General features: G+C 62.4%; 27 protein-coding genes and 3 pseudogenes. 10 read left to right on the plus strand and 20 right to left on the minus strand.

Translation table 11 applies throughout. The features are described 5' to 3' along the window. Nucleotide 1: 1 nt before the first annotated feature. Together AC0V8S_RS27855 and AC0V8S_RS27860 are read right to left on the minus strand one after the other, a co-directional pair. Nucleotides 2-1,234: an allantoate amidohydrolase gene (locus AC0V8S_RS27855; RefSeq protein WP_475434625.1), complete on the minus strand. Its 1,233-nt coding sequence runs from the start codon at nt 1,232-1,234 to the stop codon at nt 2-4. Continuing rightward, entirely contained in the window at nt 1,231-2,439 is a 1,209-nt protein-coding gene (locus tag AC0V8S_RS27860) for a diaminopropionate ammonia-lyase (RefSeq protein ID WP_475434627.1), read from the minus strand. The genes AC0V8S_RS27855 and AC0V8S_RS27860 overlap by 4 nt, the downstream gene beginning before the upstream one ends. Before the next feature lie 104 nt (nt 2,440-2,543). Here AC0V8S_RS27860 and AC0V8S_RS27865 point away from each other — a divergent pair, with 104 nt between their 5' ends. Beyond that, nucleotides 2,544-3,023, plus strand: coding sequence for an Lrp/AsnC family transcriptional regulator (locus AC0V8S_RS27865; RefSeq protein ID WP_475434629.1), 480 nt, complete (start codon nt 2,544-2,546; stop codon nt 3,021-3,023). 81 nt (nt 3,024-3,104) lie between these two features. Beyond that, nucleotides 3,105-4,247: a flavin-containing monooxygenase gene (locus AC0V8S_RS27870; protein WP_475434631.1), complete on the plus strand. Its 1,143-nt coding sequence runs from the start codon at nt 3,105-3,107 to the stop codon at nt 4,245-4,247. A 34-nt stretch (nt 4,248-4,281) separates the two neighbouring features. Here the strand turns inward: AC0V8S_RS27870 and AC0V8S_RS27875 are convergent, their stop codons facing one another. Both AC0V8S_RS27875 and AC0V8S_RS27880 read right to left on the minus strand, forming a co-directional pair. Continuing rightward, nucleotides 4,282-6,390, minus strand: coding sequence for a molybdopterin-containing oxidoreductase family protein (locus tag AC0V8S_RS27875; RefSeq protein ID WP_475434633.1), 2,109 nt, complete (start codon nt 6,388-6,390; stop codon nt 4,282-4,284). Nucleotides 6,391-6,618: 228 nt separating this feature from the next. Further along, a pseudogene (locus AC0V8S_RS27880) lies at nt 6,619-8,495 on the minus strand (ABC-F family ATP-binding cassette domain-containing protein). Here AC0V8S_RS27880 and AC0V8S_RS27885 point away from each other — a divergent pair. The 3 genes from AC0V8S_RS27885 to AC0V8S_RS27895 all read left to right on the plus strand — a co-directional run bounded on the left by AC0V8S_RS27885 (nt 8,439) and on the right by AC0V8S_RS27895 (nt 10,267). After that, the gene (locus tag AC0V8S_RS27885) at nt 8,439-8,825 is read left to right on the plus strand and encodes a hypothetical protein (protein WP_183465324.1); all 387 of its coding nucleotides are present in this window, start codon (nt 8,439-8,441) and stop codon (nt 8,823-8,825) included. The pseudogene AC0V8S_RS27880 and the gene AC0V8S_RS27885 sit on opposite strands and share 57 nt — an antisense overlap. A gap of 312 nt (nt 8,826-9,137) precedes the next feature. Further along, on the plus strand, nt 9,138-9,350 hold the full coding sequence (locus tag AC0V8S_RS27890; RefSeq protein WP_475434635.1) for a hypothetical protein: 213 nt from the start codon (nt 9,138-9,140) through the stop codon (nt 9,348-9,350). Nucleotides 9,351-9,595: 245 nt separating this feature from the next. After that, nucleotides 9,596-10,267, plus strand: a complete 672-nt coding sequence (locus AC0V8S_RS27895; RefSeq protein WP_475434637.1) for a Crp/Fnr family transcriptional regulator — start codon at nt 9,596-9,598, stop codon at nt 10,265-10,267. A 74-nt stretch (nt 10,268-10,341) separates the two neighbouring features. On the opposite strand, the gene AC0V8S_RS27900 is transcribed toward AC0V8S_RS27895, so the two are convergent. From AC0V8S_RS27900 to AC0V8S_RS27915, 4 genes are all read right to left on the minus strand, one after another. After that, nucleotides 10,342-10,791, minus strand: a complete 450-nt coding sequence (locus AC0V8S_RS27900; RefSeq protein ID WP_183465221.1) for a Ros/MucR family transcriptional regulator — start codon at nt 10,789-10,791, stop codon at nt 10,342-10,344. Nucleotides 10,792-10,952: 161 nt separating this feature from the next. After that, a complete protein-coding gene (locus tag AC0V8S_RS27905; protein WP_475434639.1) occupies nt 10,953-11,156 on the minus strand; it encodes a hypothetical protein in 204 nt (67 codons plus the stop codon). After that, nucleotides 11,149-12,075: a DMT family transporter gene (locus AC0V8S_RS27910; protein WP_475434641.1), complete on the minus strand. Its 927-nt coding sequence runs from the start codon at nt 12,073-12,075 to the stop codon at nt 11,149-11,151. Before AC0V8S_RS27910 ends, AC0V8S_RS27905 begins: the two co-directional genes overlap by 8 nt. A gap of 45 nt (nt 12,076-12,120) precedes the next feature. Further along, the gene (locus tag AC0V8S_RS27915) at nt 12,121-12,957 is read right to left on the minus strand and encodes a hypothetical protein (protein WP_183457968.1); all 837 of its coding nucleotides are present in this window, start codon (nt 12,955-12,957) and stop codon (nt 12,121-12,123) included. A gap of 112 nt (nt 12,958-13,069) precedes the next feature. On the opposite strand from AC0V8S_RS27915, the gene AC0V8S_RS27920 reads away from it, so the two are divergent. Together AC0V8S_RS27920 and AC0V8S_RS27925 are read left to right on the plus strand one after the other, a co-directional pair. Then, complete coding sequence (locus AC0V8S_RS27920; protein ID WP_475434643.1) at nt 13,070-14,029, plus strand: LysR substrate-binding domain-containing protein; 960 nt, start codon at nt 13,070-13,072, stop codon at nt 14,027-14,029. A 29-nt stretch (nt 14,030-14,058) separates the two neighbouring features. After that, on the plus strand, nt 14,059-14,685 hold the full coding sequence (locus AC0V8S_RS27925; RefSeq protein ID WP_475434645.1) for a GNAT family N-acetyltransferase: 627 nt from the start codon (nt 14,059-14,061) through the stop codon (nt 14,683-14,685). A 23-nt stretch (nt 14,686-14,708) separates the two neighbouring features. Here the strand turns inward: AC0V8S_RS27925 and AC0V8S_RS27930 are convergent, their stop codons facing one another. After that, entirely contained in the window at nt 14,709-15,221 is a 513-nt protein-coding gene (locus AC0V8S_RS27930; protein ID WP_475434647.1) for a DinB family protein, read from the minus strand. Nucleotides 15,222-15,288: 67 nt separating this feature from the next. On the opposite strand from AC0V8S_RS27930, the pseudogene AC0V8S_RS27935 reads away from it, so the two are divergent. Then, nucleotides 15,289-15,980, plus strand: a pseudogene (locus AC0V8S_RS27935) (glutathione S-transferase family protein). 83 nt (nt 15,981-16,063) lie between these two features. On the opposite strand, the gene AC0V8S_RS27940 reads toward AC0V8S_RS27935, so the two are convergent. Further along, on the minus strand, nt 16,064-16,396 hold the full coding sequence (locus AC0V8S_RS27940) for a DUF2934 domain-containing protein (protein WP_475434649.1): 333 nt from the start codon (nt 16,394-16,396) through the stop codon (nt 16,064-16,066). A 217-nt stretch (nt 16,397-16,613) separates the two neighbouring features. Between AC0V8S_RS27940 and ndk the strand changes: the two genes are divergently transcribed. Next, nucleotides 16,614-17,036: a nucleoside-diphosphate kinase gene (gene ndk / locus AC0V8S_RS27945; RefSeq protein ID WP_010915217.1), complete on the plus strand. Its 423-nt coding sequence runs from the start codon at nt 16,614-16,616 to the stop codon at nt 17,034-17,036. A 61-nt stretch (nt 17,037-17,097) separates the two neighbouring features. On the opposite strand, the gene AC0V8S_RS27950 is transcribed toward ndk, so the two are convergent. The 6 genes and pseudogenes from AC0V8S_RS27950 to AC0V8S_RS27975 all read right to left on the minus strand — a co-directional run bounded on the left by AC0V8S_RS27950 (nt 17,098) and on the right by AC0V8S_RS27975 (nt 22,229). Then, on the minus strand, nt 17,098-17,865 hold the full coding sequence (locus tag AC0V8S_RS27950) for a YbaY family lipoprotein (RefSeq protein WP_475434652.1): 768 nt from the start codon (nt 17,863-17,865) through the stop codon (nt 17,098-17,100). Between the two features lie 96 nt (nt 17,866-17,961). After that, the gene (locus AC0V8S_RS27955; protein WP_475434653.1) at nt 17,962-18,441 is read right to left on the minus strand and encodes a molybdenum cofactor biosynthesis protein MoaE; all 480 of its coding nucleotides are present in this window, start codon (nt 18,439-18,441) and stop codon (nt 17,962-17,964) included. A gap of 5 nt (nt 18,442-18,446) precedes the next feature. Further along, on the minus strand, nt 18,447-18,704 hold the full coding sequence (gene moaD, locus AC0V8S_RS27960) for a molybdopterin converting factor subunit 1 (RefSeq protein ID WP_475434655.1): 258 nt from the start codon (nt 18,702-18,704) through the stop codon (nt 18,447-18,449). A gap of 1 nt (nt 18,705) precedes the next feature. Further along, the gene (gene pgsA, locus AC0V8S_RS27965) at nt 18,706-19,302 is read right to left on the minus strand and encodes a CDP-diacylglycerol--glycerol-3-phosphate 3-phosphatidyltransferase (RefSeq protein WP_013896263.1); all 597 of its coding nucleotides are present in this window, start codon (nt 19,300-19,302) and stop codon (nt 18,706-18,708) included. A 97-nt stretch (nt 19,303-19,399) separates the two neighbouring features. After that, nucleotides 19,400-21,468: pseudogene (gene uvrC / locus AC0V8S_RS27970) on the minus strand (excinuclease ABC subunit UvrC). Beyond that, entirely contained in the window at nt 21,465-22,229 is a 765-nt protein-coding gene (locus tag AC0V8S_RS27975; protein ID WP_475434656.1) for an SDR family oxidoreductase, read from the minus strand. The pseudogene uvrC and the gene AC0V8S_RS27975 overlap by 4 nt, the downstream one beginning before the upstream one ends. 412 nt (nt 22,230-22,641) lie before the next feature. Between AC0V8S_RS27975 and AC0V8S_RS27980 the strand changes: the two genes are divergently transcribed. Next, nucleotides 22,642-23,298: an outer membrane protein gene (locus tag AC0V8S_RS27980; RefSeq protein ID WP_183457952.1), complete on the plus strand. Its 657-nt coding sequence runs from the start codon at nt 22,642-22,644 to the stop codon at nt 23,296-23,298. A 116-nt stretch (nt 23,299-23,414) separates the two neighbouring features. Here the strand turns inward: AC0V8S_RS27980 and AC0V8S_RS27985 are convergent, their stop codons facing one another. The 4 genes from AC0V8S_RS27985 to AC0V8S_RS28000 all read right to left on the minus strand — a co-directional run bounded on the left by AC0V8S_RS27985 (nt 23,415) and on the right by AC0V8S_RS28000 (nt 25,025). Further along, nucleotides 23,415-23,702 (minus strand): GFA family protein, encoded by a 288-nt coding sequence (locus AC0V8S_RS27985; protein ID WP_475438709.1) that lies wholly within the window; start codon nt 23,700-23,702, stop codon nt 23,415-23,417. 14 nt (nt 23,703-23,716) lie between these two features. Beyond that, a complete protein-coding gene (locus AC0V8S_RS27990; protein WP_475434658.1) occupies nt 23,717-23,839 on the minus strand; it encodes a GFA family protein in 123 nt (40 codons plus the stop codon). A 76-nt stretch (nt 23,840-23,915) separates the two neighbouring features. After that, nucleotides 23,916-24,299, minus strand: coding sequence for a TfoX/Sxy family protein (locus AC0V8S_RS27995; protein WP_244661614.1), 384 nt, complete (start codon nt 24,297-24,299; stop codon nt 23,916-23,918). Between the two features lie 129 nt (nt 24,300-24,428). Further along, complete coding sequence (locus tag AC0V8S_RS28000; protein WP_183457948.1) at nt 24,429-25,025, minus strand: glutathione S-transferase family protein; 597 nt, start codon at nt 25,023-25,025, stop codon at nt 24,429-24,431. Between the last annotated feature and the right edge of the window lie 416 nt (nt 25,026-25,441).

The following is a 25,441-nucleotide window of genomic DNA, read 5'->3' on the forward strand; positions in this document are numbered from 1 at the left end:
TTCAGCCTTCGAGTTCGGCAAGTTCAGCGATGACATCAAGCAGGATGTTGGCGCCGGCAACAAGCTCAGCATCTTCGGTGTGCTCGCGCGGACTGTGGCTGATGCCTCCGGCGCTGGGCACGAAGATCATCGCCGCCGGCGCGGTGCGCGCGATCATCTGCGCGTCATGGCCGGCGCCCGAGGTCAAGCGCCGCGAGGCAAGCCCGCGCTTCCTTGCGGCGGCCTCGATCAGTTCGACGACCCGGCCGTCGAAGACAACCGGCTCGAAGCGCGCCAGCCTTTCGACCGTCACCGTGATGCCCTCGGCGACGAGCTGTTCCAAAAAGGCGGCCAGTGCCGCCTCCTGCGCCTGCAGGCGCTGCTCGTCGGGATCGCGCAGATCGACGGTGAAGACCGCGCGCGATGGAATGACGTTGATGGCGTTGGGCTCGAAGCGCATCGTGCCGACGGTGACAACCGTTGGCGAATTGGACGCCGCCGCCTTGTCGTGCAGAAAGGTGATCACGCGTGCCGCGGCATATCCGGCGTCGCAGCGCATTGACATCGGCGTGGTGCCGGCGTGGTCGGCGACACCCTCGAGGGTGATGCGCTGCCAGGAGATGCCTTGCAGGTTCTCAACCGCGCCGATCGGGATGCCTTCGCGCTCCAGAACCGGCCCCTGTTCGATATGCAGTTCGACATAGATGTGCGGCTTGAGAAAACCGGGTTCGCGCTCGCCCGCATAACCGATGCGGGCCAGTTCCTGCCCGAGCGTGCTGCCGTCGGTCCCGACAGCGGCGAGTGCCGCTTCGACATCGACGCCGCCGGCATGGACCAGCGATCCCATCATGTCGGGAGAGAAGCGCACGCCTTCCTCATTGGTGAAGGCCGCGACAGCGAGCGGGCGCGACGGCGAAAGGCCAGACGCCTTCAGCGTCTCGATCACCTCCAGCCCGGCAAGCACGCCGTAGCATCCATCATAGATGCCGGCGTCGATGACCGTGTCGATGTGCGAGCCGATGAGCAGCGGTGCCCTGCCTGCATTGCCGGCATTTTGCCAGATGCCGAAAATGTTGCCTATGCGGTCGATGGCGACATCGAGCCCGGCCTGGCGCAGCCAGCCGACGAAGAGGTCGCGGCCCTGTCTGTCGGTGTCGGAGGCGGCCAGCCGGGTCAGCCTGCCTTCGCCGTCGCGGCCAATGGCGCCGAGTTCACGGATCCGGCCAAGCAGGCGCTGTGCATCGACCGCGATCATGATGTTGCCTCGGCAGCGAGCTTGCCGGTCAGCACATCGGCCGGGCTCATCCCGACCAGCTCGGCATAGCGATGCGGGTCGGTGGCGCCTTCGGTGTTGATCACCAGCACGCGGGATCTGCCGTCGAGGCCAAGATCGCACCTGTTTTCGGCCATCGCCCGGATCAGTCCGGCAAGGCCGACGCCGCCGCTCTCGCCGGCGACGATCAGCGGATCGCTCCCGGCCGGCCGCGCCAGCCGTTGCATCACCGCGATGGCGTCGTCCTCGTCCACGGTCATGAAGGCGTCGGCGGCGCGCGCCAGCACACGCCAGGCGACTTGCGAGGCTTCGTAGCATTCAAGCATGGCCATGACAGTCGGCTGGTCATGGGCCACCTTGACCACATGCCCTGCCCGGGCAGCCGCGACAACGCAGGCCGCGCGTGCCGGCTCGACGACAATGAAGGTTGGCCTGGCGTCGCCGAGCACGATAGCGAGATGGCCGGCCACCGCGGCAGCAATGCCGCCGACGCCTGCCTGGACGAAAACGTGGGTCGGAGATTCCCGGAGTTGGCGAAGCGCTTCACGCACGATCGCCGTATAGCCCTGCATGACGAGGCCGGGAATGCGCTCGTATCCCGGCCACGACGTATCCGACACCACGGTCCAGCCTTTCTCGGCGGCGACCTTGGCTGCCTGCTTGACCGAATCGTCATAATTGCCGTCGACGCGGACCATCTCCGCGCCATAGCGGGCGATTGCCGAGATGCGCTCGTCGCTGACACCGGCATGGACAAAGATCACGGCCCTGGCGCCGGCAAGCGCGGCGCCTTGCGCGACAGAGCGGCCGTGATTGCCGTCGGTGGCGCAGGCAAAAGTCATCTTTGCGGCGACCGAGCGAACATCGGACCTGTCAAGATCCTCGACATCCATCGTACCGCCAAGCCGTTTGCTTGCCTCCTCCAGCACCAGGCGGAAGACAGCATAGGCGCCGCCCAGCGCCTTGAAGCTGCCGAGGCCGAGACGAAAGCCCTCATCCTTGACATGCAGCGCAGCGAGGCCGAGTTCGCCCGCCAGCGCCGGCAGCGCGTGCAGCGGGGTCATCACGTGATTGTCACGATGGGCAAGAAAGCGCTCGACCGTGTCGGCACCAGCAATCCCGAGAGTTTCGGCATCGGCCGCATCGAGCGGCTTGCCGTGCAAGGCATTGCGATTGGGCAGGAACACGGGTGATCTCCTTGGTACTCAGCGAGACCATATTGCAGGACAGGCGCAAAGAGCGCTGTAATTGGGCCTCCGAAATGCAAGTTTGTTTCACCGGGATACCGCCATTGCCTCCATCGCCGCCCCCGCTCGACAATTTCGATCTCGCCATCCTTGCCATCCTGCAGCGGGACAACACCACGCCGCAGCGGCTGATCGGCGAAGCGGTGAACCTGTCGGCACCGGCGGTGCAGCGCCGCATCAAGCGGATGGAACAGACCGGCGTCATCGCAAGCAATGTCGCCATCATCGAACCCACGGCGGTCGGCCAACCCATCACCATCTTCGTCGAAGTGGAGCTGGAGAGCGAGCGCACCGAATTGATCGACGCGGCCAAACGGCAATTCTCGGAAACGCCGGAGGTGCAGCAATGCTATTACGTCACCGGCGAGGCCGACTTCATCCTCGTCATCACCGTGGCCGACATGGGTGCCTATGAGGCGTTGACGCGAAAACTGTTTTTCGGCAGCAACAATGTCCGGAAGTTTCGCACCTTCGTCGCCATGGACCGTGTCAAGGTCGGGCTGACGGTGCCGTTGCAGGATTGAGCCTTGCCGGCAGGCAGGCTCCCGTCCGGCCCTGCCCTGTTTTCGACATTCTTCGGACGCGAATTGAGCTGGGAGGCGCGCTTGGACGATATCACACCAGTAGCGATCATCGGTGCCGGACCGGCGGGCCTAGCAGTTGCCGCCTGCCTGCGGCAGGCCGGCGTCGACTTCATCATCATCGAAAAAGAGCAGCAGGCCGCGCCCGCCTGGCGGCGCCATTACGAGCGCGTCCACCTGCACACGACCAAGCGCTATTCGTCCCTGCCCTTCGTGCCCTTCCCGAAGCACTATCCGCGTTACGTGCCGCGCGCTCTCTTCGTCGACTATCTCGATTCCTATGGGCAACGCTTCGACCTCAAGCCCCGCTTCGGAGAAACGGTGAACGCGATCATCCGGGCGGGTCACGGCTGGCGTGTGGACACGACATCCGGCCCGTTGCGCGCCAAACATGTGGTGATCGCGTCAGGCTACAATGCCGAGCCCTCACGGCCCCGATTTGCCGGCATCGACAGCTTCACCGGCAAGACATTGCATAGCGCCGACTATCACAATGCCACGCCCTTCGCCGGTCAGTCGGTGCTGGTCATCGGCATGGGTAACACTGGCGCCGAGATTGCGCTCGATCTGGCGGAAAACGGCGCGCAGCCGACGATTTCCGTGCGCGGCGGCGTTCATATCGTGCCGCGTGAACTGTTCGGCGTGCCCATCCAGATCGTCGGCATGGCGACACGCTTCGGTCCGCAACGCCTCAATGATTTTCTTTTCCCGGTCATTCTCGACCTGGTGCTGGGCAGGCTGGAAAAATATGGGCTCAAACGCCCGGGACAGGGATTGCTGGAACAGATCGAGATTGCGTCGCGCATTCCGGTGATCGACGTGGGTACCATCGGCAAGATCCGCGAAGGCGCTATCAAGGTTGCGCCTGATATCGCCGAGATCTCGGAACGCGGCGCGCGGTTTGCCGACGGCAAAGACGGCGAATTCGACGCGATCATCTTCGCCACCGGTTACCGGCCGGGCTATGCCAGATTTCTCGAGCCCGGCATCCAGCCGGACCGCAGCGGCGTTACCCCCAAAGCTTCGGATCTCGGCCTCTACCTCATCGGTTTCCACAATGCCGTCACCGGATTGCTGCGCGAAATCGGCATCGAAGCCCAAGCAATTGCCGATGACATCCGGCACCGGCTGAACAGGAAAAAGGCGGCCGAAATCCTGCCGGTATAGCCGGCCTCCAGACGACTGACACGCTTCGCCCGGCTCAACTTGCCTTGCGCAGCCAAACCTTGTTGTCGTGGAAGGCAGCGCCGCCATAGGGCGCCGGCGCATCGGCGCCAGTCAGCACGTTGATGCCCTCGCCGCGTTCATGCGCGCTGTTCGGCCAGATGCCCTCGGCGATCACCACGCCGCGCTTGATGCCGTCGAAGAATTTCGCGTGCAACACCAGGTCGCCGCGCTGGTTGCCGACTTCGACACGGTCGCCATCGGCAAGCCCGAGGTCAGTCGCATCGTCGGGATGCAGGAGCAGTGCCGGCCGGCCTTCCTTTTCCTTCGACACCGGCGTCTCCGCAAAGGTCGAGTTGAGGAAATTGCGCGCCGGCGAAGTCGTCAGCCGGAACGGATGCGCCTCGTCGGCCACTTCGATCAAGTCGACATGGTCGGGGAACTCGGGCAGCCGTTCCACCGGTCCGAACAGGCCCATGCTCTTCGGCGGCCGGTTGGGCGCCGCCTGGCCGGTCCAGTCGGCGCGGAAACGGAATTTTCCATCCGCATGGCCAAAGCCCTTGATGAAATGCGCGGTCTCGAAATCCGGCTGCAGATCGAGCCATTTTTGCTCTTTCAAGCTGTCGAAGCTGCCCAGCCCGCGCTTGCCGAGAATGATGTCGATATGCTGCTGCTCGGTCAGACCAAAGCCCGGGCGGTCTGCGACCCCCAGGCGCTCGGCCAGTTGCTCGATGACGAAATGGTTGCTACGCGGCCCTTCCGGCGGCTCGATCAGCTTCGGTCCGAGCGTAATGTGCTGGTTGCCGCCGCCCTTGTAGACGTCGTCATGTTCGAGGAACATCGTCGCCGGCAGCACGACATCGGCAAGCTTGGCCGTGTCGGTCATGAACTGCTCGTGCACGCAAGAAAACAGGTCGTCGCGCAGGAAACCCTGCTTCACCAGCCGCTGCTCGGGCGCGACGTTCACCGGATTGGTGTTCTGGATCAGCATCGCCGTCACCGGCGGTCCGCCATAGAGCGCGTCGCTGGCGCCGGTCAGCACTGGGCCGATGCGCGAATGGTCGAGGTAGCGGATCGAGGGATCGCGCATCCTCGAGCCTTCCAGCACCTCCTGGTTGAGCTTGAAGATGCCGGAATTGGAATGGAAGGCGCCGCCGCCCTCATACTGCCAGCTGCCGGTGACCGCGGCGATGCAGGACGCGGCATGCATGTTGACCGCGCCGTTGCGCTGGCGGGCAAAGCCATAGCCGAGACGGAAATAGGTTTTCTTGGTCGTGCCAACCAATCGCGCGAAGGCTTCGATTTCAGCGACGCCAAGACCGGTAATCGCGGCGGCCCATTCCGGCGTACGCGTCTTCAAATGCGCTTCCAACCCCTTCGGGTCATCGGTGTATTTTTCGAGATAGGCGCGGTCGGCCAAGCCTTCCCTGAACAGCACATGCATGACCGCGCAGGCCAGCGCGCCGTCGGTGCCGGGCCTCAGGACCAGGCCCATGTCCGCCTGCTTCATCGTCGCGTTTTCATAGACGTCGATGACGACGATCTTCGCGCCACGCTCCTTGCGCGCCTTGATGGCGTGGGTCATCACATTGACCTGGGTGACCACGGCATTGGTGCCCCAGATCACCACGCAGTCGGATTTCGCCATTTCGCGCGGGTCGGGTCCACGCAAGGCGCCCGCCCCCATCATCCAGCCGGTCCAGGCCAGATTGGTGCAGATCGACCCGAAGAAGCCTGAATATTTCTTGGCATGACGCAGCCGATCGATGCCGTCGCGCTGCACCAGCCCCATCGTGCCGGCATAGTAATAGGGCCACACCGTCTCCGAGCCGTATTTCGCTTCGGCGGCGATGAATTTTTCGGCGACGAGGTCGAGCGCGGCCTCCCAGCTCGCTTCCTTCCAGACGCCCTCGCCCTTGGCGCCGGCGCGGATCAGCGGCTTCAGCAGCCGGTCGGGGTGGTGGACGCGGTCGGCATAGCGCGCAACCTTGGCGCAGACGACACCGGCCGTATAGCTGTTGGACTTGGCGCCATGGACGCGGCCGATGCGGTTGCCATCGAGCAACTCGACCTCGAGCGCGCAGGTCGACGGGCAATCATGCGGACAGGCCGAATGGCCGATGCGGAGCTTGGCGTGCTGGTTCATGGGAGATGTCTAGCGGGTTTCAAAGGGCGCGTGTAGGGCCAGATGATTAGCCAATCTCCCCACTTGTGGGGGAGATGTCCGGCAGGACAGAGGGGGCGCGAAGGATCACGACCTATCTATTCGTCCCGAAGCCGGCGGTAGGTGATTGCAAAAAAGTCTGACAGGTTGGCGGGACAGCGCCCCCCTCTGCCCTGCCGGGCATCTCCCCCACGAGGGGGAAGATTGGCCCTACTCCGCAGTGCCTTCCTCGTATTCGGCCGACATGGTCAGCCACTTCTCCTCGTGGCCAGCCAGTGTCTGGGCGAGTTGCGAGCGCTCCTTGGCCAGGCGTGTCGCGGTCGAGGGATCCTTTTCGTAGATCGCCGGATTGGCCAGTTCGTCCTCGATGCCGTCGATGCGTTTGCGGATTCGGTCCATCAGCGCTTCTGTGGCGCGGATTTCCTTGGCTAGCGGTTCGAAGGCGGCACGGCGCGCTGCCGCGTCGCGGCGGCGGTCGGCCTTTGACGCCTTGTCCGCCTCGCGCTTGCCGCGGCGATCGCCGGACACACCGGTGACCAGCGTCTTGTAGTCCTCCAAATCGCCATCATACGGGTTGACCGCGCCGTCCTTGACCAGCCACAGCCGGTCGGCGGTCGCCTCCAGGAGATGGCGGTCGTGCGAGATCAGGATCACGGCACCCGGAAATTCATTCAGCGCACGGATCAGCGATTCACGGCTGTCGATGTCGAGATGGTTGGTCGGCTCGTCGAGGATGAACAGGTTCGGTCCCTCGAACGCCGACAGACCCATCAAAAGGCGTGCCTTCTCGCCGCCGGATAGGTCCTTGGCGGGCGTATTCATCTTCTCGGTGGTGAGACCAAATTGCGCGACGCGGCCGCGCACTTTCGATTCCGGCGCCTCCGGCATCAGCCGGCGCACATGCTCATAGGCGTTTTCCTCGGGACGCAGATCGTCGAGCTGGTGCTGAGCGAAGATCGCCACCTTCAGCCCAGGCGCCACCGTCATTGTGCCGCTCTCCTGCTTCAGCCGGCCGGACAGCAATTTGGCGAAGGTCGACTTGCCGTTGCCGTTGGCGCCAGCAGCGCGATGCGGTCGTCGGCGTCGATGCGCAGCGTCATCTTCTTCAGGATCGGCTGGCCCTCGGTGTAACCGACATTGACGTTGTTCAAGGCAACGATCGGTGACGCCACTGTCTTCACCGGCTCTGGGAAGGAGAACGGCCGCACCGAATCGTTCACGATGGCCGCTATCGGCTTCATCTTTTCCAGCGCCTTGATGCGCGACTGCGCCTGTCTCGCCTTCGAAGCCTTGGCGCGGAAGCGCTCGACGAAGGATTCCATGTGCTTGCGGGCGGCTTCCTGTTTGACGCGGCCCTTTTCCTGCAATTCCTTCTGCTCGGTATACTGGCGCTCGAACTGGTCATAGCCGCCGCGCCAGAAGGTCAGCTTCTTCTGGTCGAGATGAACGATCGAGTTGACGGCACGGTTGAGCAGGTCGCGGTCGTGCGAAATCAGAAGCACGGTGTGTGGGTATTTCGACACATAGTTTTCTAGCCACAACGTGCCTTCGAGGTCGAGATAGTTGGTCGGCTCGTCGAGCAGCAGAAGGTCAGGCTCGGAAAACAGCACGGCAGCGAGCGCCACGCGCATGCGCCAGCCGCCGGAGAAGGACGAGGCCGGACGGCGCTGCGCGGCATCGTCGAAGCCGAGGCCGGCCAGGATCGTGGCGGCGCGGGACTCAGCCGAATGCGCATCGATGTCGGCCAGCCGCATGTGGATGTCGGCGATGCGGTGCGGATCGGTGGCGGTCTTTTCCTCTTCGAGCAGCGCCGTGCGTTCGAGGTCGGCCTTGAGCACGATCTCGATCAGCGGCTCCTCGGTTCCCGGCGCTTCCTGCGCCACCTGGCCGATGCGCGTGTTCTTCGGCAGGCTGATCGAGCCTGTCTCGGAGGGAAAATCGCCGGTGATGGCCTTGAACAGCGTCGTCTTGCCAGTACCGTTGCGGCCGACAAGGCCAGCCTTGGTGCCGGCCGGCAAGGTCAGCGAGGCATGGTCGAGAAGCAGGCGCCCGGCCATGCGGAGCGAAAGGTCGTTAATGATCAGCATGGCCGCGCTTTTGCACCGGACACCAACGCTTCGCAAGACCTTGCAGGCCGGTTGGCCGCACAAGGCCTGAAGACGAGCGGGAGCGATGGGCCGAATTGGAAGCCCTGTCCGCGAAAATTCGCGCCTATCCTCAACGACCGCCGGAGCAGCCCGCACAGGCTTGATGGTGAAACGCGCCGGTGCTTATCGCCGGAGATCCTTGATGACCTTGCGGTCAACAAAATCAGAGGAATAGGTGATCGCAGCGTGTCCACTTCGGGCCAAGAGCCGACAACAACTGACTTTCTGGAATTTTCGATCTTTTCTTATGAAAAATCTACCCGCGATTGATGTAGCCCCGCTTTGAATTGCAACAAGTACTGCCTTCTTTCTACAGACAAAGGCTCAAGGTGAAGTCTATTAGCACCCCCATCCGCGCTAGGGTGGTCAATATTGAACAGACGGCCACCCAGCGTGCATCCTACGCTTCGCGCGCTGACGAAACCCGACTGCCCCCCAACCACAGTTGGTTACGACAGCAGGAACCCCGGCCGGGGATTTTCAGCACGGCAGAGGAAACGGCTCGGTATCAATCAGAAGCGGGAAGGCTGCCAAAACTCCCATTAGGACCCGGATAAACCAAGGCGGCATGGAGATTCGAGGATGCCCACGCTTCCCCTGGCGCTCAAGATCGCAGATGTCGTTTCCGATGCCCAGCGGCGTCGGCACAGGCTGGACATAGCAGCCGTTGCCAGCCTGTTGCTCGACGCCCATCCCGAGGCCGGCCACAGTCTGACGGAAATTGCCGACACATTGCGAGAGGAAGTCGCATCCCAGGGAATCTTGGCGCAGGGAGCTGTTGCGATGTCTCGTTAGCGTCGCGCCTCGCGGTCCGCTTCCTTGTGGCGTGCATGCCTTGCCTATGAAAGCCCCGGCCGGGGACTCGTCAAGGCGTCCGAAGATCGAGTGAGAGGAAGACCCGAGTGACGCCGACCGCATTTGGATAGCCTTCGCAGCGAGCCGCGTCTGGTCAATATTGACCGGTCCCGCGAGATATTGGATTCTGTTTCATCGAGGCTGAGGCCTCGTCAGCATCGTGATGTCAGTGGATGGGGTCATTGATGGAAGGAAAATCAGATCAGCCGTTCGATCCGCAGGCTTTTCTGGCGAAAGCCGATCTTGGGCGCACGATCACACGTTATGGACCCCATCAGAAAATATTCTCGCAAGGCGATGCCGCGGCTTCGGTCTTCTACATCAATGAGGGTCAGGTAAAGATCAGTGTCCTGTCCGAACAGGGAAAGGAAGCTGTCGTCGCGATAATGGGGACCAACGATTTCTTCGGCGAAGGTTGCATGGCCGGCCAGACGCGGCGCATGGCAACGGCGGTTGCGATGACGGATTGCGAGATCATGCAGATAGATAAGAAGGCGATCATGCGCGTCATTCACGACGAGCCGGCCTTTTCGGAAATGTTCATCGCCCACCTTCTGACACGAACCATCCGCGTCGAAGAGGACCTGGTCGACCAGCTTTTCAATTCGAGCGAAAAGCGCCTGGCACGGGCACTTCTCCTGCTGGCAAATTTCGGCAAGGAAGGAAGGCCTGAACCCATTCTCGGCAAGGTCAACCAGGAGACGCTAGCCGAAATGATCGGCACAACGCGGCCGAGAGTCAGCTACTTCATGAACAAGTTCCGCGACCTTGGATTCATCGAATACAATGGAAAACTCGTGGTGCACAGTTCGTTGCTGAACGTGGTTCTGCACGATCAGCCGCAGATAAGGCGGTAAACCCGGAAGGCAGAGCCGCTTTCCGGGTTCCATTGGCTGTCGCGTCCAGGCCGGCTGGCCGGGTCGCTTTGCGCTCAGCCAGCCGCCTTGCGCTTCGCTCCCTTGGCCACAGAGGCCGGTGCTGCTGCCGGTTTGCGGCCAAGCCCTGTCGACTTTGCCAGCGCCGAACGGGTCGCCGAGTAATTCGGCGCGACCATCGGATAATCCGGCGGCAGACTCCATTTGGCCCGATAGTCGTCCGGGCTCAAACCATAGTCTGTCCTGAGGTGTCGCTTGAGCGACTTGAACTTCTTTCCGTCCTCCAGGCAGACGATGTAGTCGGGAAACACCGACTTCTTCGGATTTACAGCCGGAACAAGGCTCGGACTCTCCACGACAGCCGCACCTGCCAGTTTTCGAACCGATGCGCTGACGCTGGCAATCAGGTCAGGCAGGCCGGAAGCCGGAAGCGGATTGTTGCCTACATAGGCCGAGACAATATCGGCCGTTAGCTCGATAACGGTCTTATCCTCGATATTTGACAATTCTTTCACCCTATTTGCGACAAAGTCACCCACCCCAGCGAAGACTTTTGTCGATGTATCTCTTTAACCGCGTCCCCCAACGGACCGCCAAGTTCCAAAACGAATCAAGACTTGACGTCAACTATTTTTATGGAAAATCGACGTCGTGCAAATTAGAAAATCTAATACTTCGACGCGGCAGACTTGGTTATCCGGCCATCGGCCAATATCTCAAGAATACGTTTCCAGCGGGCACAGCGCCCGAAATCCTTCTGTTCAATCGCCTTTTCGGCCTTCATTGCCGCATAAAGCGGTGCCTCGGCGCCAAATTCCTTGAGGAGCCAATGCGCTTCTTGCCTGGCGAGACGTTCATTGTCGTCAAACATAGTCTTGCGCCTCCGACCGTTCCAGACCGACCGCGATACAACTGCCGATGACGAGGACGGCGCCGGCAATGGCGGTCGTCGTCAGCCGTTCGCCGGACAGGGTCAGCAGCAGCGTCGACGCGATCGGCGTGAGATAAGCGACGACCGCGACCTTGCCGCTGCCTTCGAGCTTCAAGGCGCGCGACCAGAAATAGTAGCCCAGTCCCATCGGGCCGGCGCCGAGATAGAGCCCAAGCGCCAGATCCACGCCGGCGGGCCAGGCAACGCCCTCGTGTGCGGACCACAACAGCGTCAAGGCGACGCCGACCAGCGAGGAAGGCAACAACAGGCGATCCGGCGACGTGGCGAGCCGTCCCACCATCACCGAATAGAACGCCATGCACAACGCGGATCCGAATGCGGCTAGATAGCCGACGAGATCGCCCTGGAACCAGCTGCTCTCACGCCCTCCCGAAATCACCAGCGCGACGCCGACGAACCCAAGGGCAGCGGCAAGACCCAGCAAAGCTGGACGCCGCGGATTTTCGAAGACGATCACAGCGGCGGCAACCATCAAAGGCCAAGTATAAGCCACGAGGTTGGCTTCGATCACCGGCATCGAGGCGAAGGCGATGTATTGCAGCACCATGGTGCCGACCAGACCGATGAAGCCGACCGCGAGAGGCGCGAATGCGGCTCTGGCCGCAACCGGCGGAGCTCCCTCCCGGTTCATGAACCGGATCAGGGCGAAGACCAGTGCAGCTCCGGCAAATTGCAGGAACTGCACCTGCGATACCGGATGGGTCGCCAGCAGAGATTTGCCGACCAAGGCATTGGTCGACCACAAAGCCACCGCGCCGGCAGCAAAGACCAGCGCGGATATCGAGCCTGATCCATGCCGAAAGGATCGGCATGGGGCTCTATCTCTGTGTTTGACCATGATCTCGTCCGAGAACCGGTTCCCACTTTTCGGGATCATGGTGCGCTACCATGATTCCCTGGCTCCGCCCGGAACCTGTGCTTCGGCAACCGGGGCGGGCGTGGGATGCTCCGCCTCGAACCGGCGATAGGCCGGCAGCTGGTTGGTCCAAACGTCTTCAGCCAGTTCGTTGACCCATTCGCGGTCATGGTCATTGTCGGCGGCAAGATAGAACATGCGGTTGTCGTCGACATACGGCTTGGCCACCGAACGCTGGTTGAGCACCAGGGTGACGCGCTCGCCATACTGGATCGGCGCCGTGCGATGCAGGACGCCAAGGAACTGCCCGAGCGTCGCGTAATTCATCTTGTGATCGATGCGCATGATGCGGTTGCGCGGAATCTCGCGGCCGGATTCGAGGATGGCGCGGCCGGTCTCGGAATCGTCGCAATAGATTTCGAGATGGCCGCCGACCAGCGGATTGCTGATCGACAGCGGAATGAGCTCGGTGACCGGAACGCCATCGCAATGCCATTCGACGGCACCATCCCTTGGATTCATGAAGGTGACGGTGGAGCCGACGATCGACAGCGGATAGGGCTCCAGCTTCGTGCCCATCATGTCCGACAGCCGCTCCAGGCGCAGCTTGTCGTGCAGCAACTCCTTGATTTCGGGAATGAAACGGTCGGCCCCGGTGATGAAGGTCAGGTCGAGGTGCTTGTGCACGGCATGGCTGTCCTTGAGCTTCAGGGCGGCCTCCTCGATCGCGGCAAGCAGTGCCGGGTCATAGCCGTGCAGGTACTGCGCAACGCCGAAACTCGATATTTTCCAGGCGGTCTCATGGCCGATAATGGCCTCGCGGCTCATCGCATAGCGCAGTTCGGGTATGGTATGTGCGTTCATTGTACTTCTCCAAGTGGGGGGCAAACACTTGGTTAACAGTCGATTAAATTAGCCCCCCCTGTAAAATTAGGAATGCTGGTGCTACTGTAAGCCCAGCTTAAGGTCGAAACCCGTGCGTCTGCTCAGTCAGGTCAACCTCAATTCGCTGAAAATCGTGGAGAGTGCTGCGCGCCACGGGAATTTCACGCGCGCCGGCGAAGAGCAGTTCATCACCGCTTCAGCGGTCAGCCAGCGCGTCAAAAGCCTGGAGGATCAGCTGCGCTTCAAGATCTTTCAGCGCGGCGGCAATGCGGTGTCGCTGACGCCGGAAGGCGAGACCTATGTCTCGCGCGTTCGCGAGGCGCTGGAGCGGATCGTCGCCGCCAGCATGGAGGCGACCGGGCAATCGCAGGAACATGTGCTGAAGATATCCGTGCTGCCGACCTTCGCCGCGCGCTGGCTGTTTCCACGCCTGCCGGAGTTCCAGCGGCAATTCCCCGATATCGTGATGAGGGTTTCGACCTCCTATGCGACGCATGAGTTCACGACCTCCGATTTCGATCTCGAAATCCGTTATGGCGACGGCCACTTCAACGGGCTGCCATCCGATCTGCTGTTTAGGGAAGACCTGACACCGGTGTGCAGCCGCAAGCTGTTCCATGAGGTTCTCGGCCACAAGCCGGTGTCAAGGGTGACGCCGGACGACCTCAAACACTTCACGCTGCTGCATTCCGACACCTGCACCCAGAACTGGCAATCCTGGCTTGGTTTCGCCGGCGCCAGCTTCGTGCTCAGCGAAACCAAAAGCATCTATTTCGACTCGTGCATGATGTCTTACGAGGCGGCCAATGCCGGAATGGGCTTTGCCGTGGCCAACCGTGCCTATATGGCCAGCGACATACGAGCCGAGAGGCTGATTGCTCCTTTCGCCGTCCACCATCCAAACAGTGCAGGCTGGTATTTCGTCTCCCCCAACAAGAGCCTTGCCGCACGCAAGGTGCTGCTGTTCAAACAATGGGTCATGGCGGAAGCAGCCTTGACCCAACGCCAGTTGGATAGCGAAATCCGCGACCTGGCTTCCGAAGCTGTCTGAATTTCGGATCAGCCCCCAATTGTCCCCCGATGACCGCCGGTCAGAAAATTGAGGGCCAGCGGTTAATGGACGTCCAATCCATACAACCCGCCCTGGTCGGCAAAATTGTTGAACTCAAGCCGCTTCAGCCGGGGCATTCGCGGGGTCTTCTGTGTGCAGCCGCGGACGGTGAGCTGTGGAACCTGACGGCCACCGTGGTTCCCGGGCCAGCCACGATCGATGACTATGTAGCCTGCGCCCTGGCTGGACGGCGGGCCGGGACTGTCATGCCTTATACAATCGTCCTGCGCGGCACGGGAGCGATCTGCGGGACTACGCGGTTCTGGAAGATCGATCGCATGAACAGAAAATTGGAGATTGGGCACACGTGGCTCAGCGCTTCGGTTCAGCGATCAGGGGTCAACACCGAAGCAAAGTACCTTCTCCTGGTCCATGCCTTCGAGGTCATGGCGTGTGTGCGGGTGCAGTTCACCACCGATGAACTCAATGACGCATCGAGAGCGGCCATTCTACGGATAGGGGCAAAGCAGGAGGGGATCGTTCGCAATGAGCGGATCATGCCGGACGGCCGGAAACGCAATTCCGTGCGGTTCAGCATCATCGATTCCGAATGGCCTGATGTGAAGGCCATGCTTCTGCAGAAGATGCGGCGATAGTCGACGCAGGCCGCTTGCCTGGATCAGGCGAAAGCCCTGCCCTCTTCGGTGCGCTGGAAGTGCGCCAGATCGAGCGGCACGGAAGGACGGCCCAGAACCGTAAGGATCATATGCGCCTGGCCGCGATGGTGGGTCTGGTGGTTGAAGACATGCGCCAGCGCGGGCGCCAGACGCTGCGAGACGGTCCGCATGTCCGACACCGTCATATAGGTGAAGCGTCCCGACAGCGCCTTGTCGCTCAAGCCGCCGAGCCAGTCGATGATCCGCCGGTCCTCCGCCTCGCGCGCCATCCTCAAATTGGGCAAGACCCGGTGCAGGACGACATCCAGCGCCGTCGGCGCATCGCCTTCGCCGGTGAAGCGCTTCATCCAGATGCGATCGGCGGCGAGCAGGTGGTTGAGCGTGCCCATCAGCGAGCCGAAGAAGGCGCCGACATCGCGATTGAATTCCTCATCGTCGAGATCGGCGGCGGCATCGTAGACGCGGCCATTGGCCCATTGATTGTACGCCGCAAACATCATGAAGTGCTGTTTCATCGTTTCTCCCGCCGCCCCGTTTCGGGATGTCGCGAGCGATACCTAGACCGCAAAGGGACCCGCGCCAATGACCATTCTGCTTTATGATCTCGTCGGGCGCGATGAGAGCCGTCCGTTCAGCCCGCATTGCTGGAAGGCAACGATGGCGCTGGCTCATAAGGGGCTCGATATCTCAACCGCGCCGACGCGTTTCTCGAGGTCCCCGGCATCGAGGGCGGCGCTTCGAAAACCGTTCCGGTGATCCGCGACGGCGACAAGGTCGTCATCGATTCCTTCGCCATCGCGCTCTATCTCGACGAAGCCTATCCGGATCGGCCGACGCTGTTTGGCGGCGAAGGCGGCAAAGCGATGGCGCGCTTCATCGAACGCTGGTCGCAATTGACCATCCATCCCTATGTCACCACCGCGGCGCTCATCGACCTCCACACCATGCAGGACGAGGAGAACGCTGCCTATTTCCGCCAGAGCCGTGAGCAGCGCCTGGGCAGGCGGCTGGAAGACGTCGTCGCGGCGCGCGACGCCGGGTTGGCGGCGTTTCGGGCTTCGCTTGAGCCGCTGCGCTCGATGCTGAGCTACCAGCCCTTCATCGGCGGCGCTTCGCCATTGTTTGCGGACTATATCGTCTTCGGCGCGCTGCAATGGGCGCGCATCGCCACGCCCTATCATCTGCTCGAAAACAGCGACGTCGTGGCGCAATGGTTCGGCCGCTGCCTCGACCTGCATGGCGGACTGGGGCGAAAGGTTGCCGCGGCGGCCTGACGGCCGCAAAACGCCTGCCCTGCCCGCAAGGCAGCTTGAGCGCCGTCAATCCGTGGCGAAAATCAGCTGCGGAACAGCGGGCCTTACTTGGCCGCCTTCTTTGGTTTGCTGGTCTTCGGCTTGCTGGCTTTCGTGGCAGCCTTTTCTTCCTTGGGGGCGGCTTTTGCCTTGCCGGCGCCAGATGCTTTCTTGGCCGGCTTCTTCCCCGCATCCTCACGATCGATGTCGGCTGCCGCCTGGTGCCAATGGCGTTCGTGGTGGCCGGCCGGTTGCCCTTCTTCCTGCCAGATCTGATGTGCGCGGTTGCGAATGCGCTCCTGACGATCGTCTGTCATGGTCATGTTGTCTCCATTCGGGCCGACTTCAGCGCGGCGCCAAACACGACTATAGCAAGCAAAGCGCTGCTGTGCAGCCATCTGATCTTGCCTCCTGGCTCGCCTTGTCGACACCAGCCTTGCATAGAAACACGCACTGTTCCGGCCCTTCGCTGCCGCTTCGGGCGTTCGTCACTCGGAAAGCCAAGCAATTGGCTTTCCGTCCGCTTTGCGGACCGCTCCTCACCCCTTGCTCTGGCTCCGGGCGGCTTGTATAGAGCCCGCCACTCTCAATTCCATTCTCAGACAAGGACGACCCATGGCGCTCGAACGCACCTTTTCCATGATCAAGCCGGACGCAACCCGGCGCAACCTCACCGGCGCCATCACCAAGATGCTCGAAGACGCCGGCCTGCGCGTCATCGCATCGCGCCGCGTGTGGATGAGCCGCCGCGAGGCGGAAGGCTTCTACGCCGTCCACAAGGACCGTCCGTTCTTCGGCGAGCTGGTCGAATTCATGTCGTCGGCGCCGACGATCGTCCAGGTGCTGGAAGGCGAGAATGCCATTGCCAGGAACCGCGAAGTGATGGGCGCCACCAACCCGGCCAACGCCGCCGAAGGCACCATCCGCAAGGTGCACGCGCTGTCGATCGGCGAGAATTCGGTGCACGGCTCCGACGCGCCGGAAACCGCCGCGCAGGAGATCAAGTATTGGTTCTCGGACACCGAGATCGTCGGCTGAGCCGATATCATCAGTCCGATTTGGAAAGGCCGGCGCTTCGCCGGCCTTTTTCATTTGGCAATCAGCTCGCGGCGCTGAAGCGCAGGATTTCGCGGCCGTCCTTGTCTGATATGGCAAGCTTGCCGGCATCGACCTTGTAGGACGCCGCCTTGGCCAAGGCATCGAACAACGCCTTTTCCTCGGCCATCACCTCCGGCGCGCAGGCCTTGTAGGTCGAGCCGATCTCGCTGATGGCGATCGCCTGCCCATCGACCTTGGCGGTGGCGAAATAGGTGTTGCAGGGGCCGCTGCCGCCGGCCTTGCCGGCCTCACTGACCCTGAACGTCGCCTGCGGCGCGGTGATGGCGCCGATGCCATCGACATAGTCGACCACCCAGAGCTGGCCAAAGACGGAAGCTCCCGCCGGCCCGGTGCCTGACGCCACCATCTTGAGCATGATGGTCTGCGTCGCATCGGTCAGCGGATCGACCTGATGGCGCACATCGGAGATGAACATCAACTTGCCGTCGACGATGATGCGGGCCTGCAGTGCATAGGTGATTTGCGGCTGGATCACAGACGGATCGAACTTGATCTCGAAGCTGATCGGCACCTGGCCAGCCGGCTTCACAGTCTGCTCGCCGATGATCTTGGCCGGCGCATCGGCCAGCGAGACATCGGCAAGCTGGACGGAAAGCACGGCGCTGGGAGGCAGGGCGATGCGCTCGCGATAGATCACCTCGCCCCTCACCGCCTTTTCGGCGGCCACGGACAGTTCCGGCACCGCCAGGATGCCGACGACCAGAGGCACGAAACCGAAGACGAAGAACTCCGCGAGCCTGCCCAGCATGACCACCTCCCTTGCCCCGGTTTGCCTATCCCCGGGCTGATCAACCTTACCCAATTGGCCAAAGGATTGCGGTCAATGCATGGCTGCGACAGGGATTTATTCGGAGGGCGATTTCCAGCGCTTCGCCGCATGGGTGTCGGCCTCCTTGGCCTCGACCCAGCCGCCCTCGGAACCATCGGTGCGGTGCTCCTTCTTCCAGAAGGGTGCCCGTGACTTCAGATAATCCATGAGGAAGTTCGCCGCCTCGAACGCCGCCTGGCGATGCGCCGAGGCGGCCACCACCAGCACGATGTTCTCCCCCGGCGCGATCTTGCCATGGCGATGGATGACGGTGAGGCCCTGCAGCGGCCAGCGCTGCACCGCCTCGGTGGCGATGCGGCCGATCTCGGCCTCCGCCATGCCAGGATAATGTTCGAGTTCCAGTGCCGAGAGCGCGCCCTGCTCGTCCCGGCAAAGACCGGAGAAAGTGACCACCGCGCCAATGTCGGCGCGGCCTTGCGTCAGCCCGGCGATCTCGGCGGCGACGTCGAAATCCTGGCGCTGGATGCGCACGCTCGGCACCAGGACGGCCGACATCGGTATCAGCCCCCGGTCATCGGCGGGAACAGGGCGATCTCGCGCGCGCCCGCTATCTTCTCGCCGTGGTCGACATGTTCCTGGTTGATGGCAACGCGGATCACGTCGGGATATTGCAGTGCGTGCTCGTAGCCTTCGCCGCGCGATTGCAGCCAGCGCAAGAGGTCGGCGACCGTCTCGATGCCTTTGGGCAATTCGACGTCTTCCTCCGACGTGCCGATCCGTTCGCGCACCCAGGCAAAATAGATGAGGCGGGTCGTCATCTCACTCGTCCATAATGTGCTTGAGGCCGGCGCGGAAATAGTCGTAGCCGGTGTAAAGCGTGACGAGTGCCGCGATCCACAGCAGCACCAGGCCGGTCTGCGTGGTCAAGGGAAAGATCTTGTCACCGGCCGGCCCCGCCAGCAGGAAGGCTATGGCGACCATCTGGATGGTGGTCTTCCACTTGGCAAGCTGCGTCACCGGCACCGAGACCTTGAGCGCCGCCAGATATTCGCGCAGGCCCGAAACCAGGATTTCGCGGCACAGGATGATGATCGCCGCCCACAGCGACCAGCCGGCAATGCCGGCGTGGCGGTCGGTGTCGGCCGCCAGCAGCAAAAGGCACGTGGCGACCAGCAGCTTGTCGGCGATCGGATCGAGCATCTTGCCGATGTTGGAGGTCTGCTGCCAGGCGCGGGCAAAATAGCCGTCGAAATAATCGGTGATGGACGCCAGCAGGAAAATGACCAACGCCGACCAGCGGGCGAAGTCGCTCGATTTCAGATGGCCTTCGAGAAAAAAGCATAGCACGACCAGCGGCACCGCGATGATGCGGGCGTAGGTCAGCATGTTGGGCAGGTTGAACGCGCGCTGGGCCATATCTGGTGGACTCTTTCTGCCTGCGTACTCAAATCAGAAGGCAATGTAGGGGGTCAACAGGCCAGATTCGACAGGCCAGCTGAAACTGCCGAATTTTCTAACTTTCGTGGAAATGATTGTAGACCAGTTTGGCGACCTGTTCGGAAATGCCGTCGACTTTCCTGAGGTCCTCGATGGCCGCACGGCTGACCGCCTTGGCGGTGCCGAATGCCAGCAGCAGCGCGCGCTTGCGGCCCGGGCCGATGCCGGCAATCTCGTCGAGCGGGCTCTTGACCATCTCCTTCTTGCGCCGCGCCCGGTGCGAGCCGATGGCGAAGCGATGGACCTCATCGCGCAGGCGCTGGACGAAATAGAGGACGGGGTCGCGCACCGGCAGCGAAAACGAGTCCTTGCCCCTGACGAAAAAGCGCTCGCGGCCGGCATCGCGGTCCTGCCCCTTGGCGATGCCGATCGCCACGACGCGGTCCTCGATGCCGAGATCGGCGAGAATCTTGCGCACCGCCGTCATCTGACCCTGGCCGCCATCGATCAGGATGACGTCGGGCCAGGCCGGGAAGCTGCCGGAGATATCGTCTTCGATATCATCGGGCGCCTCGCCCGCTGCCGCATCGTCGGCCACGGCAACATCGCCATGCTCCTTGAGCAATCGCGAAAAACGCCGCTCCATCACCTCGCGCATCATGCCGAAATCGTCGCCCGGCGTGATCTCGGTCGAGCGGATGTTGAATTTCCGGTACTGATTTTTTACAAAACCTTCCGGTCCCGCCACGACCATGGCGCCGACCGCGTTGGTGCCCATGATGTGCGAGTTGTCGTAGACCTCTATGCGCACCGGCGGCTTGGCCAGGCCGAAGGTCTCGGCGAAACCGGCAAGCAGGCGCCCTTGCGTCGAGGTTTCGGCCAGCCTGCGGCCCAACGCCTCACGGGCGTTCTGCAGGGCGTTGTCGGTCAGATCCTTTTCTCGCCGCGCTGCGGCACCGAGATCGCCACCTTGCGGCCAGCGCGGGTCGAGAGTGCCTCCGCCAGCAATTCCTGGTCCTCGACGGTGTGCGACAAGAGGATGGCACGCGGCGTCGGCTTGTCGTCATAGAACTGCGCCAGGAACGAGCCCAGCACTTCGGCGGCCTCCAAGGCAGGATCGGCTTTCGGGAAATAGGCGCGGTTGCCCCAGTTCTGGCCGGTGCGGAAGAAGAACACCTGGATGCAGACCTGGCCGCCTTCCTGATGGATGGCGAAGACGTCGGCCTCGTCGACGGTCGCCGGATTGATGCCCTGATGGCTCTGCACATGCGACAGGGCCGCCAGCCGGTCGCGATAGATGGCGGCGCGTTCGAAATCGAGGTCTTCAGACGCCTGCTGCATGGCGGCCGAAATCTCGGTCTTCACCTTCTGGCTGCGGCCGGACAAAAAATCCTTCGCCTCGGCGACCAGTTCGGCATAGCCCTCATGCGAGATTTCGCCGGTGCAGGGGCCGGCGCAGCGCTTGATCTGGTAGAGCAAGCACGGCCGCGTGCGGTTCTCGTAAAACGAGTTGGTGCAGCTACGCAGCAGGAAGGCGCGCTGCAGCGAATTGATGGTGCGGCCGACGGCGCCGGCCGAGGCAAAGGGGCCGAAATAGTCGCCCTTGCGCGACCGCGCGCCGCGATGCTTGTAGATGCCGGGCGACGCGTGGTCGCCGGTCAGGAGAATATAGGGGAACGACTTGTCGTCCCGCATCAGAACATTAAATCGCGGCCGCAAGCGCTTGATAAGATTAGCTTCGAGCAGCAACGCCTCGATCTCGGTGCGGGTGACGACGAACTCCATCGTCGACGTCTCGCGCACCATGCGGCCGATGCGGTTGGTGTGGAACCGGCCTTGCGCGTAGTTGGTGACGCGCTTCTTCAGGCTGCGCGCCTTGCCGACATAGAGCACGTCGCCGGCGGCATTCATCATGCGGTAGACGCCGGGCGCATTGGGCAGCCGCTTGACCAGCGTCTGGATCACCTCGGCGCCGACCATGCCTTCGGCATCGCCGGCATGCGGCGTCCAGTCGATGGCCGTGAAGGCGACATCCGGGCCGGCCGGCTCGACGATCTCCTCCAGCGCCTCGTCCTCGAGGTCGATATCGGGAGGCAGATCGTCGGCGCCGCCGCGCGCCTTGTTCTTGGGATCCAGAGGACTCATTCCGTCATGCCTGTCACATCGGGCGTCTGCCATGCAAGATGCTGGCCGCCATCGAGCGCGATCATCTGACCGGTGACCGAGCGCGCATCCCAGAGATAGCGGATAGTGGCGCCGAATTCCGACAATTCCGGGCCGCGCTTCAGGATCAGACCGGCGAGCTGTGCGTCAAAGTCGGAATCGTCCTGGCGCACATTTTTCAGCGTCGGGCCAGGACCAATCGCGTTGACACGAATGCGCGGGCCGAGCGCCTGCGCTAACATCTGCGTCTGGGTCCACAAGGCCGACTTGGACAGCGCATAGGAGAAATAGCGCGGAGTCGGGCGCCAGACCCGCTGGTCGATGATGTTGACGATCAGCCCGTCGCGCCCTTCAGGCAAGGAGCGGGCGAAATTCTGCGCCAGCAGCGCCGGGGTTTTCACATGAATGGCAAAGTGGCGGTCCCAGGCCTGCCAGTCGAAATCCTCAACGGAATCATCGACGAAGAGCGACGCGTTGTTGACCAGCAGCGAGATTGGGCCTAGCGCGGCTTCAGCCTGGCCGACGAGGTCGCTGACGGCGTCCATGTCTGTCAGGTCGGCGCTTACCACGGCGGCGTGACCGCCGGACAGGTTGATTCCTGCGGCCAAGGCATCCGCCTCATCGCTCGAGCGATTGGCGTGGATGGCGACCGCAAAACCATGGCTGGCAAGGTCTTCGACGATTGCCTTGCCGATCCGTTTCGCCCCGCCCGTCACCAGCGCCGCGGCAGTGGCTTTGCTCATCTGCTGTCAATCCTCAATTTCGGCCCGAAAACACGACGCCGACGAAATATGGCCCTGCATGCGTTAAACGGCATTCGCACCTGGGGCAGCATTGTGGCGAAACGCCCGGTTCGGCATGCCGACTCGTCTTGGAGTCGGACCCGCCGGACCGCAATATAGGACGCAGGACTCCTTGCACCAAGCGGTGTGCAGCGCAGCATGAAATGGCTGCTGACATTTCGCTGTTGCGAAGATGCAACGTCAAGGTTCCGCCTCATTCGCGCCGGGTAATGACCCAAGTTCAGGTTCGCTTCAGCCGCATTTTGACACGACATTTGGAACCGACGAACGCCAGATCCGTTTCACCCCCCGGACGGGTTGATGGCGATCGTGAGAACAAGCCTGTGTCCTGTGGCTTAAGGAGTAAAGAACAATGCAAGCCAATCTCAAATTCGCACGGCCGTTGGCCGTTGCGCTCGGGCTCTTCGCCCTCGGTGGTACTGCCTATGCCGCAGACGTCGTCCAGGAAGAGCCGCCGGCACCCGCACCGGTTGCCGAACTGCCCGTCGCATCCTGGGCCGGCCCCTATGCCGGTATCAATCTTGGCTATGGCTTCAGCGGCCGTACCAAGGAGAAGGATCAGGGCTTCGAAACCGACACCAAGGGTTTCGTCGGCAGCGTCTTCGGCGGCTATCAGTGGCAGCAGGAGAACTTCGTGTACGGCGGTGAAGCCGAACTCGGCTACAACGGCGTCAAGGGTGACGACAACGGCATCCACTCCAAGGGCGGCTTCGAAGGCTCGCTGCGTGCCCGTCTCGGCTACGCCGTGACCCCGGAAATCCTGCTCTATGGCACCGGCGGTCTCGCCGGCAAAAGCCTGAAGGTGGAAGATAGCGATCTCAACGCCAGCGACCGCGCCACCATGCTCGGCTGGACAGCCGGTGTCGGCACCGACATCAAGCTGACCGACAATGTGTTCGGCCGTGTCGAGTACCGCTACACCGACTTCGGCAGCAAGAGCTTCGACGGTATCGGCAAGGTCAAGGCCACCGACAACCGCGTCACCTTCGGCGTCGGTATGAAGTTCTAAGTCGTTCAAGCCACGACACGAAAAAGCCGGGCCTCGCGCCCGGCTTTTTATTGCCTTTGCCGGTTTCGAGAACTTTGTGCGAGACGGCAACAAACTGGACCGTGCAGGTTCCGCCCTCAGGGCGTCTCAGCAGAACCCTCCGGAGCTTGCTGAAAACCCCGATGGGCGGGAAGCGACCGCAGCCGGTCGAGCCATTTCATCCGCGAGCCAATGAAGACTTGCGCGTCTGGTTGATATTCGCCCAGATCGGTCATCGTCGCGGCGTGGACGTGAACCTCCGAAGGCCATCTCCCAGAGCGGAAATAGAGCCTTGTGCCGCAGGTCGGGCAAAATCCCCGGAACGTCCCGGGGCTGCTCTCATAGTGCACGATATCACCGGTCCAGTTCAGGTGCTCCCGCCTCATCCCCAGGAAGGCCGTCAAGGGGGAGGACGTGGCGCGCGCTGGCAGTCAACGCAGTGACAGACCAGATTGCGCGTGGTGTCTCCGGAGTAGGTCCAGCCAACCGCCCCGCACATACAACGCCCCGCCAGAAACGCCATTTGCCTCCTCCCGCCAGCTTTGCCGGTGAGCCCACCTGCCGACACCAACCGACGCAGACTAGGCCGCGCGACCGGCTTACGTATGCCGCTTTGCGACCTTGGCTGGCTTCGATTTCGGCGGCAGCGTCTCGACGAAGGTCAGCGCGCGATCGAGCCAGCCGGCGAGATCGGTTTCAGTCGCCGTGCCTTCCGGCGCAACATGGACGTAGCCCTCCATCGAACGCCCACCCATCTCCATCGGTCGCGCATGGGGACGCGTTGCCGCCTCCGCATGCGCGGCCTTGCCGACGCGAACCAACAGCCCGCGCTTCGAGGTTCCGATAAGCATGTTGCCGTTGAGCATGAAGCAGGTGCCGCCGAACATCTTCTGTTCGGTGAAGGCGTGCTGACCGAGGGCGGCGCGCAGGCGCTCGACCATGGGATCGGAGGCCGCGCTGGTTTTGATGACTGACTTTGCCATGCTCGCCACTCCGCAATTGCGTGGTTACAAGCAAGCACGGAAGCAGGCGGCGGTTCAAGGTGGAGAGTGAGGCGCGAGCTGTCACGCTGGCCTTCGCCAATCGCCAACCTTGAAGACCAACGCGTTACTTCACGCAGGAACCGCCGGCTTCAGCTCCGGAAACTTCTCGTCGAAACGCGCCGCCCAGCGGGTCAACCGGCCACGGCCCTTTTCCCATTTGCCGGCGAAACGCAGGGAGAGATAGCCGAGGCAGGCACGCAACGCCATCTGACCGGCGGTGATCTTCTTCGGCAGTTTTGGTGGGTTGGCATTGAGCAGATCGAGCGCGGCTGTGATCTTCGCCCACTGTCGGTCGAGCCAGGGCTGATAGACCATCTCCTCAGGCCGGGTGCGGCGCTCATAGACCATCGACAGCGCACAATCGCAGATACCGTCGGCCAGCGCCTCCAGCACTTCCGCTTCCAGCCGCTTGTCGGGATTGCGCGGGAACAAGGCGTTCTTCGAAATCCGGTTGAGGTGCTGGGTGATGGCGCGGCTGTCGTGAATCGAGCGGCCATCGTCGAGCATCAGCACCGGGATCTTGCCGAGCGGATTGGCGCCGATCAGCTCGGCCGGTTTGTCCTCTGTCTTGACCGGCACCAGATCGATCGCGATCCCGGCATAGGCCGCGGCCATCCTTACCTTCGAGCTGTAAGGAGAGGTGGATGCGTAGAGCAGCTTCGGCATGATCGGTTTCCTGTTTGCAGGCGTCCAGTGTTGACTGGACGGGCGCTTGCGATCAACCGCCAGAACGCAGAAAAACAGCAGCCAGGTAACCGGTTGCGGTTTCCGCTCCAGATATCACGGACAAACTGGTACGCTGGAAATACGAGCGCGCGCGGACCGCAGGCTGACGGGATTTCAAACCTGCATCCGTATCGCACCAACCCCAGGCATCGCGCCGGGGCCTTCGCCGACCGCAGCAAGGAAACAATCCAAAGGGCAAGCGAGGCAGCCAACCGCCGCCTCGCTTTGCTTGCCCCTCGGTCCCATCCCGATGTTCAGCCCTCAGGGCTGAACCCGCCGCCGACTTGTTTTCGATCCAGTGCGTCAGAGCGTCCTTGCCGAGCCCCGAAGGACACGCGACGCCCCAACGACCGGTC

The organism is Mesorhizobium oxytropidicola (assembly GCF_056174625.1).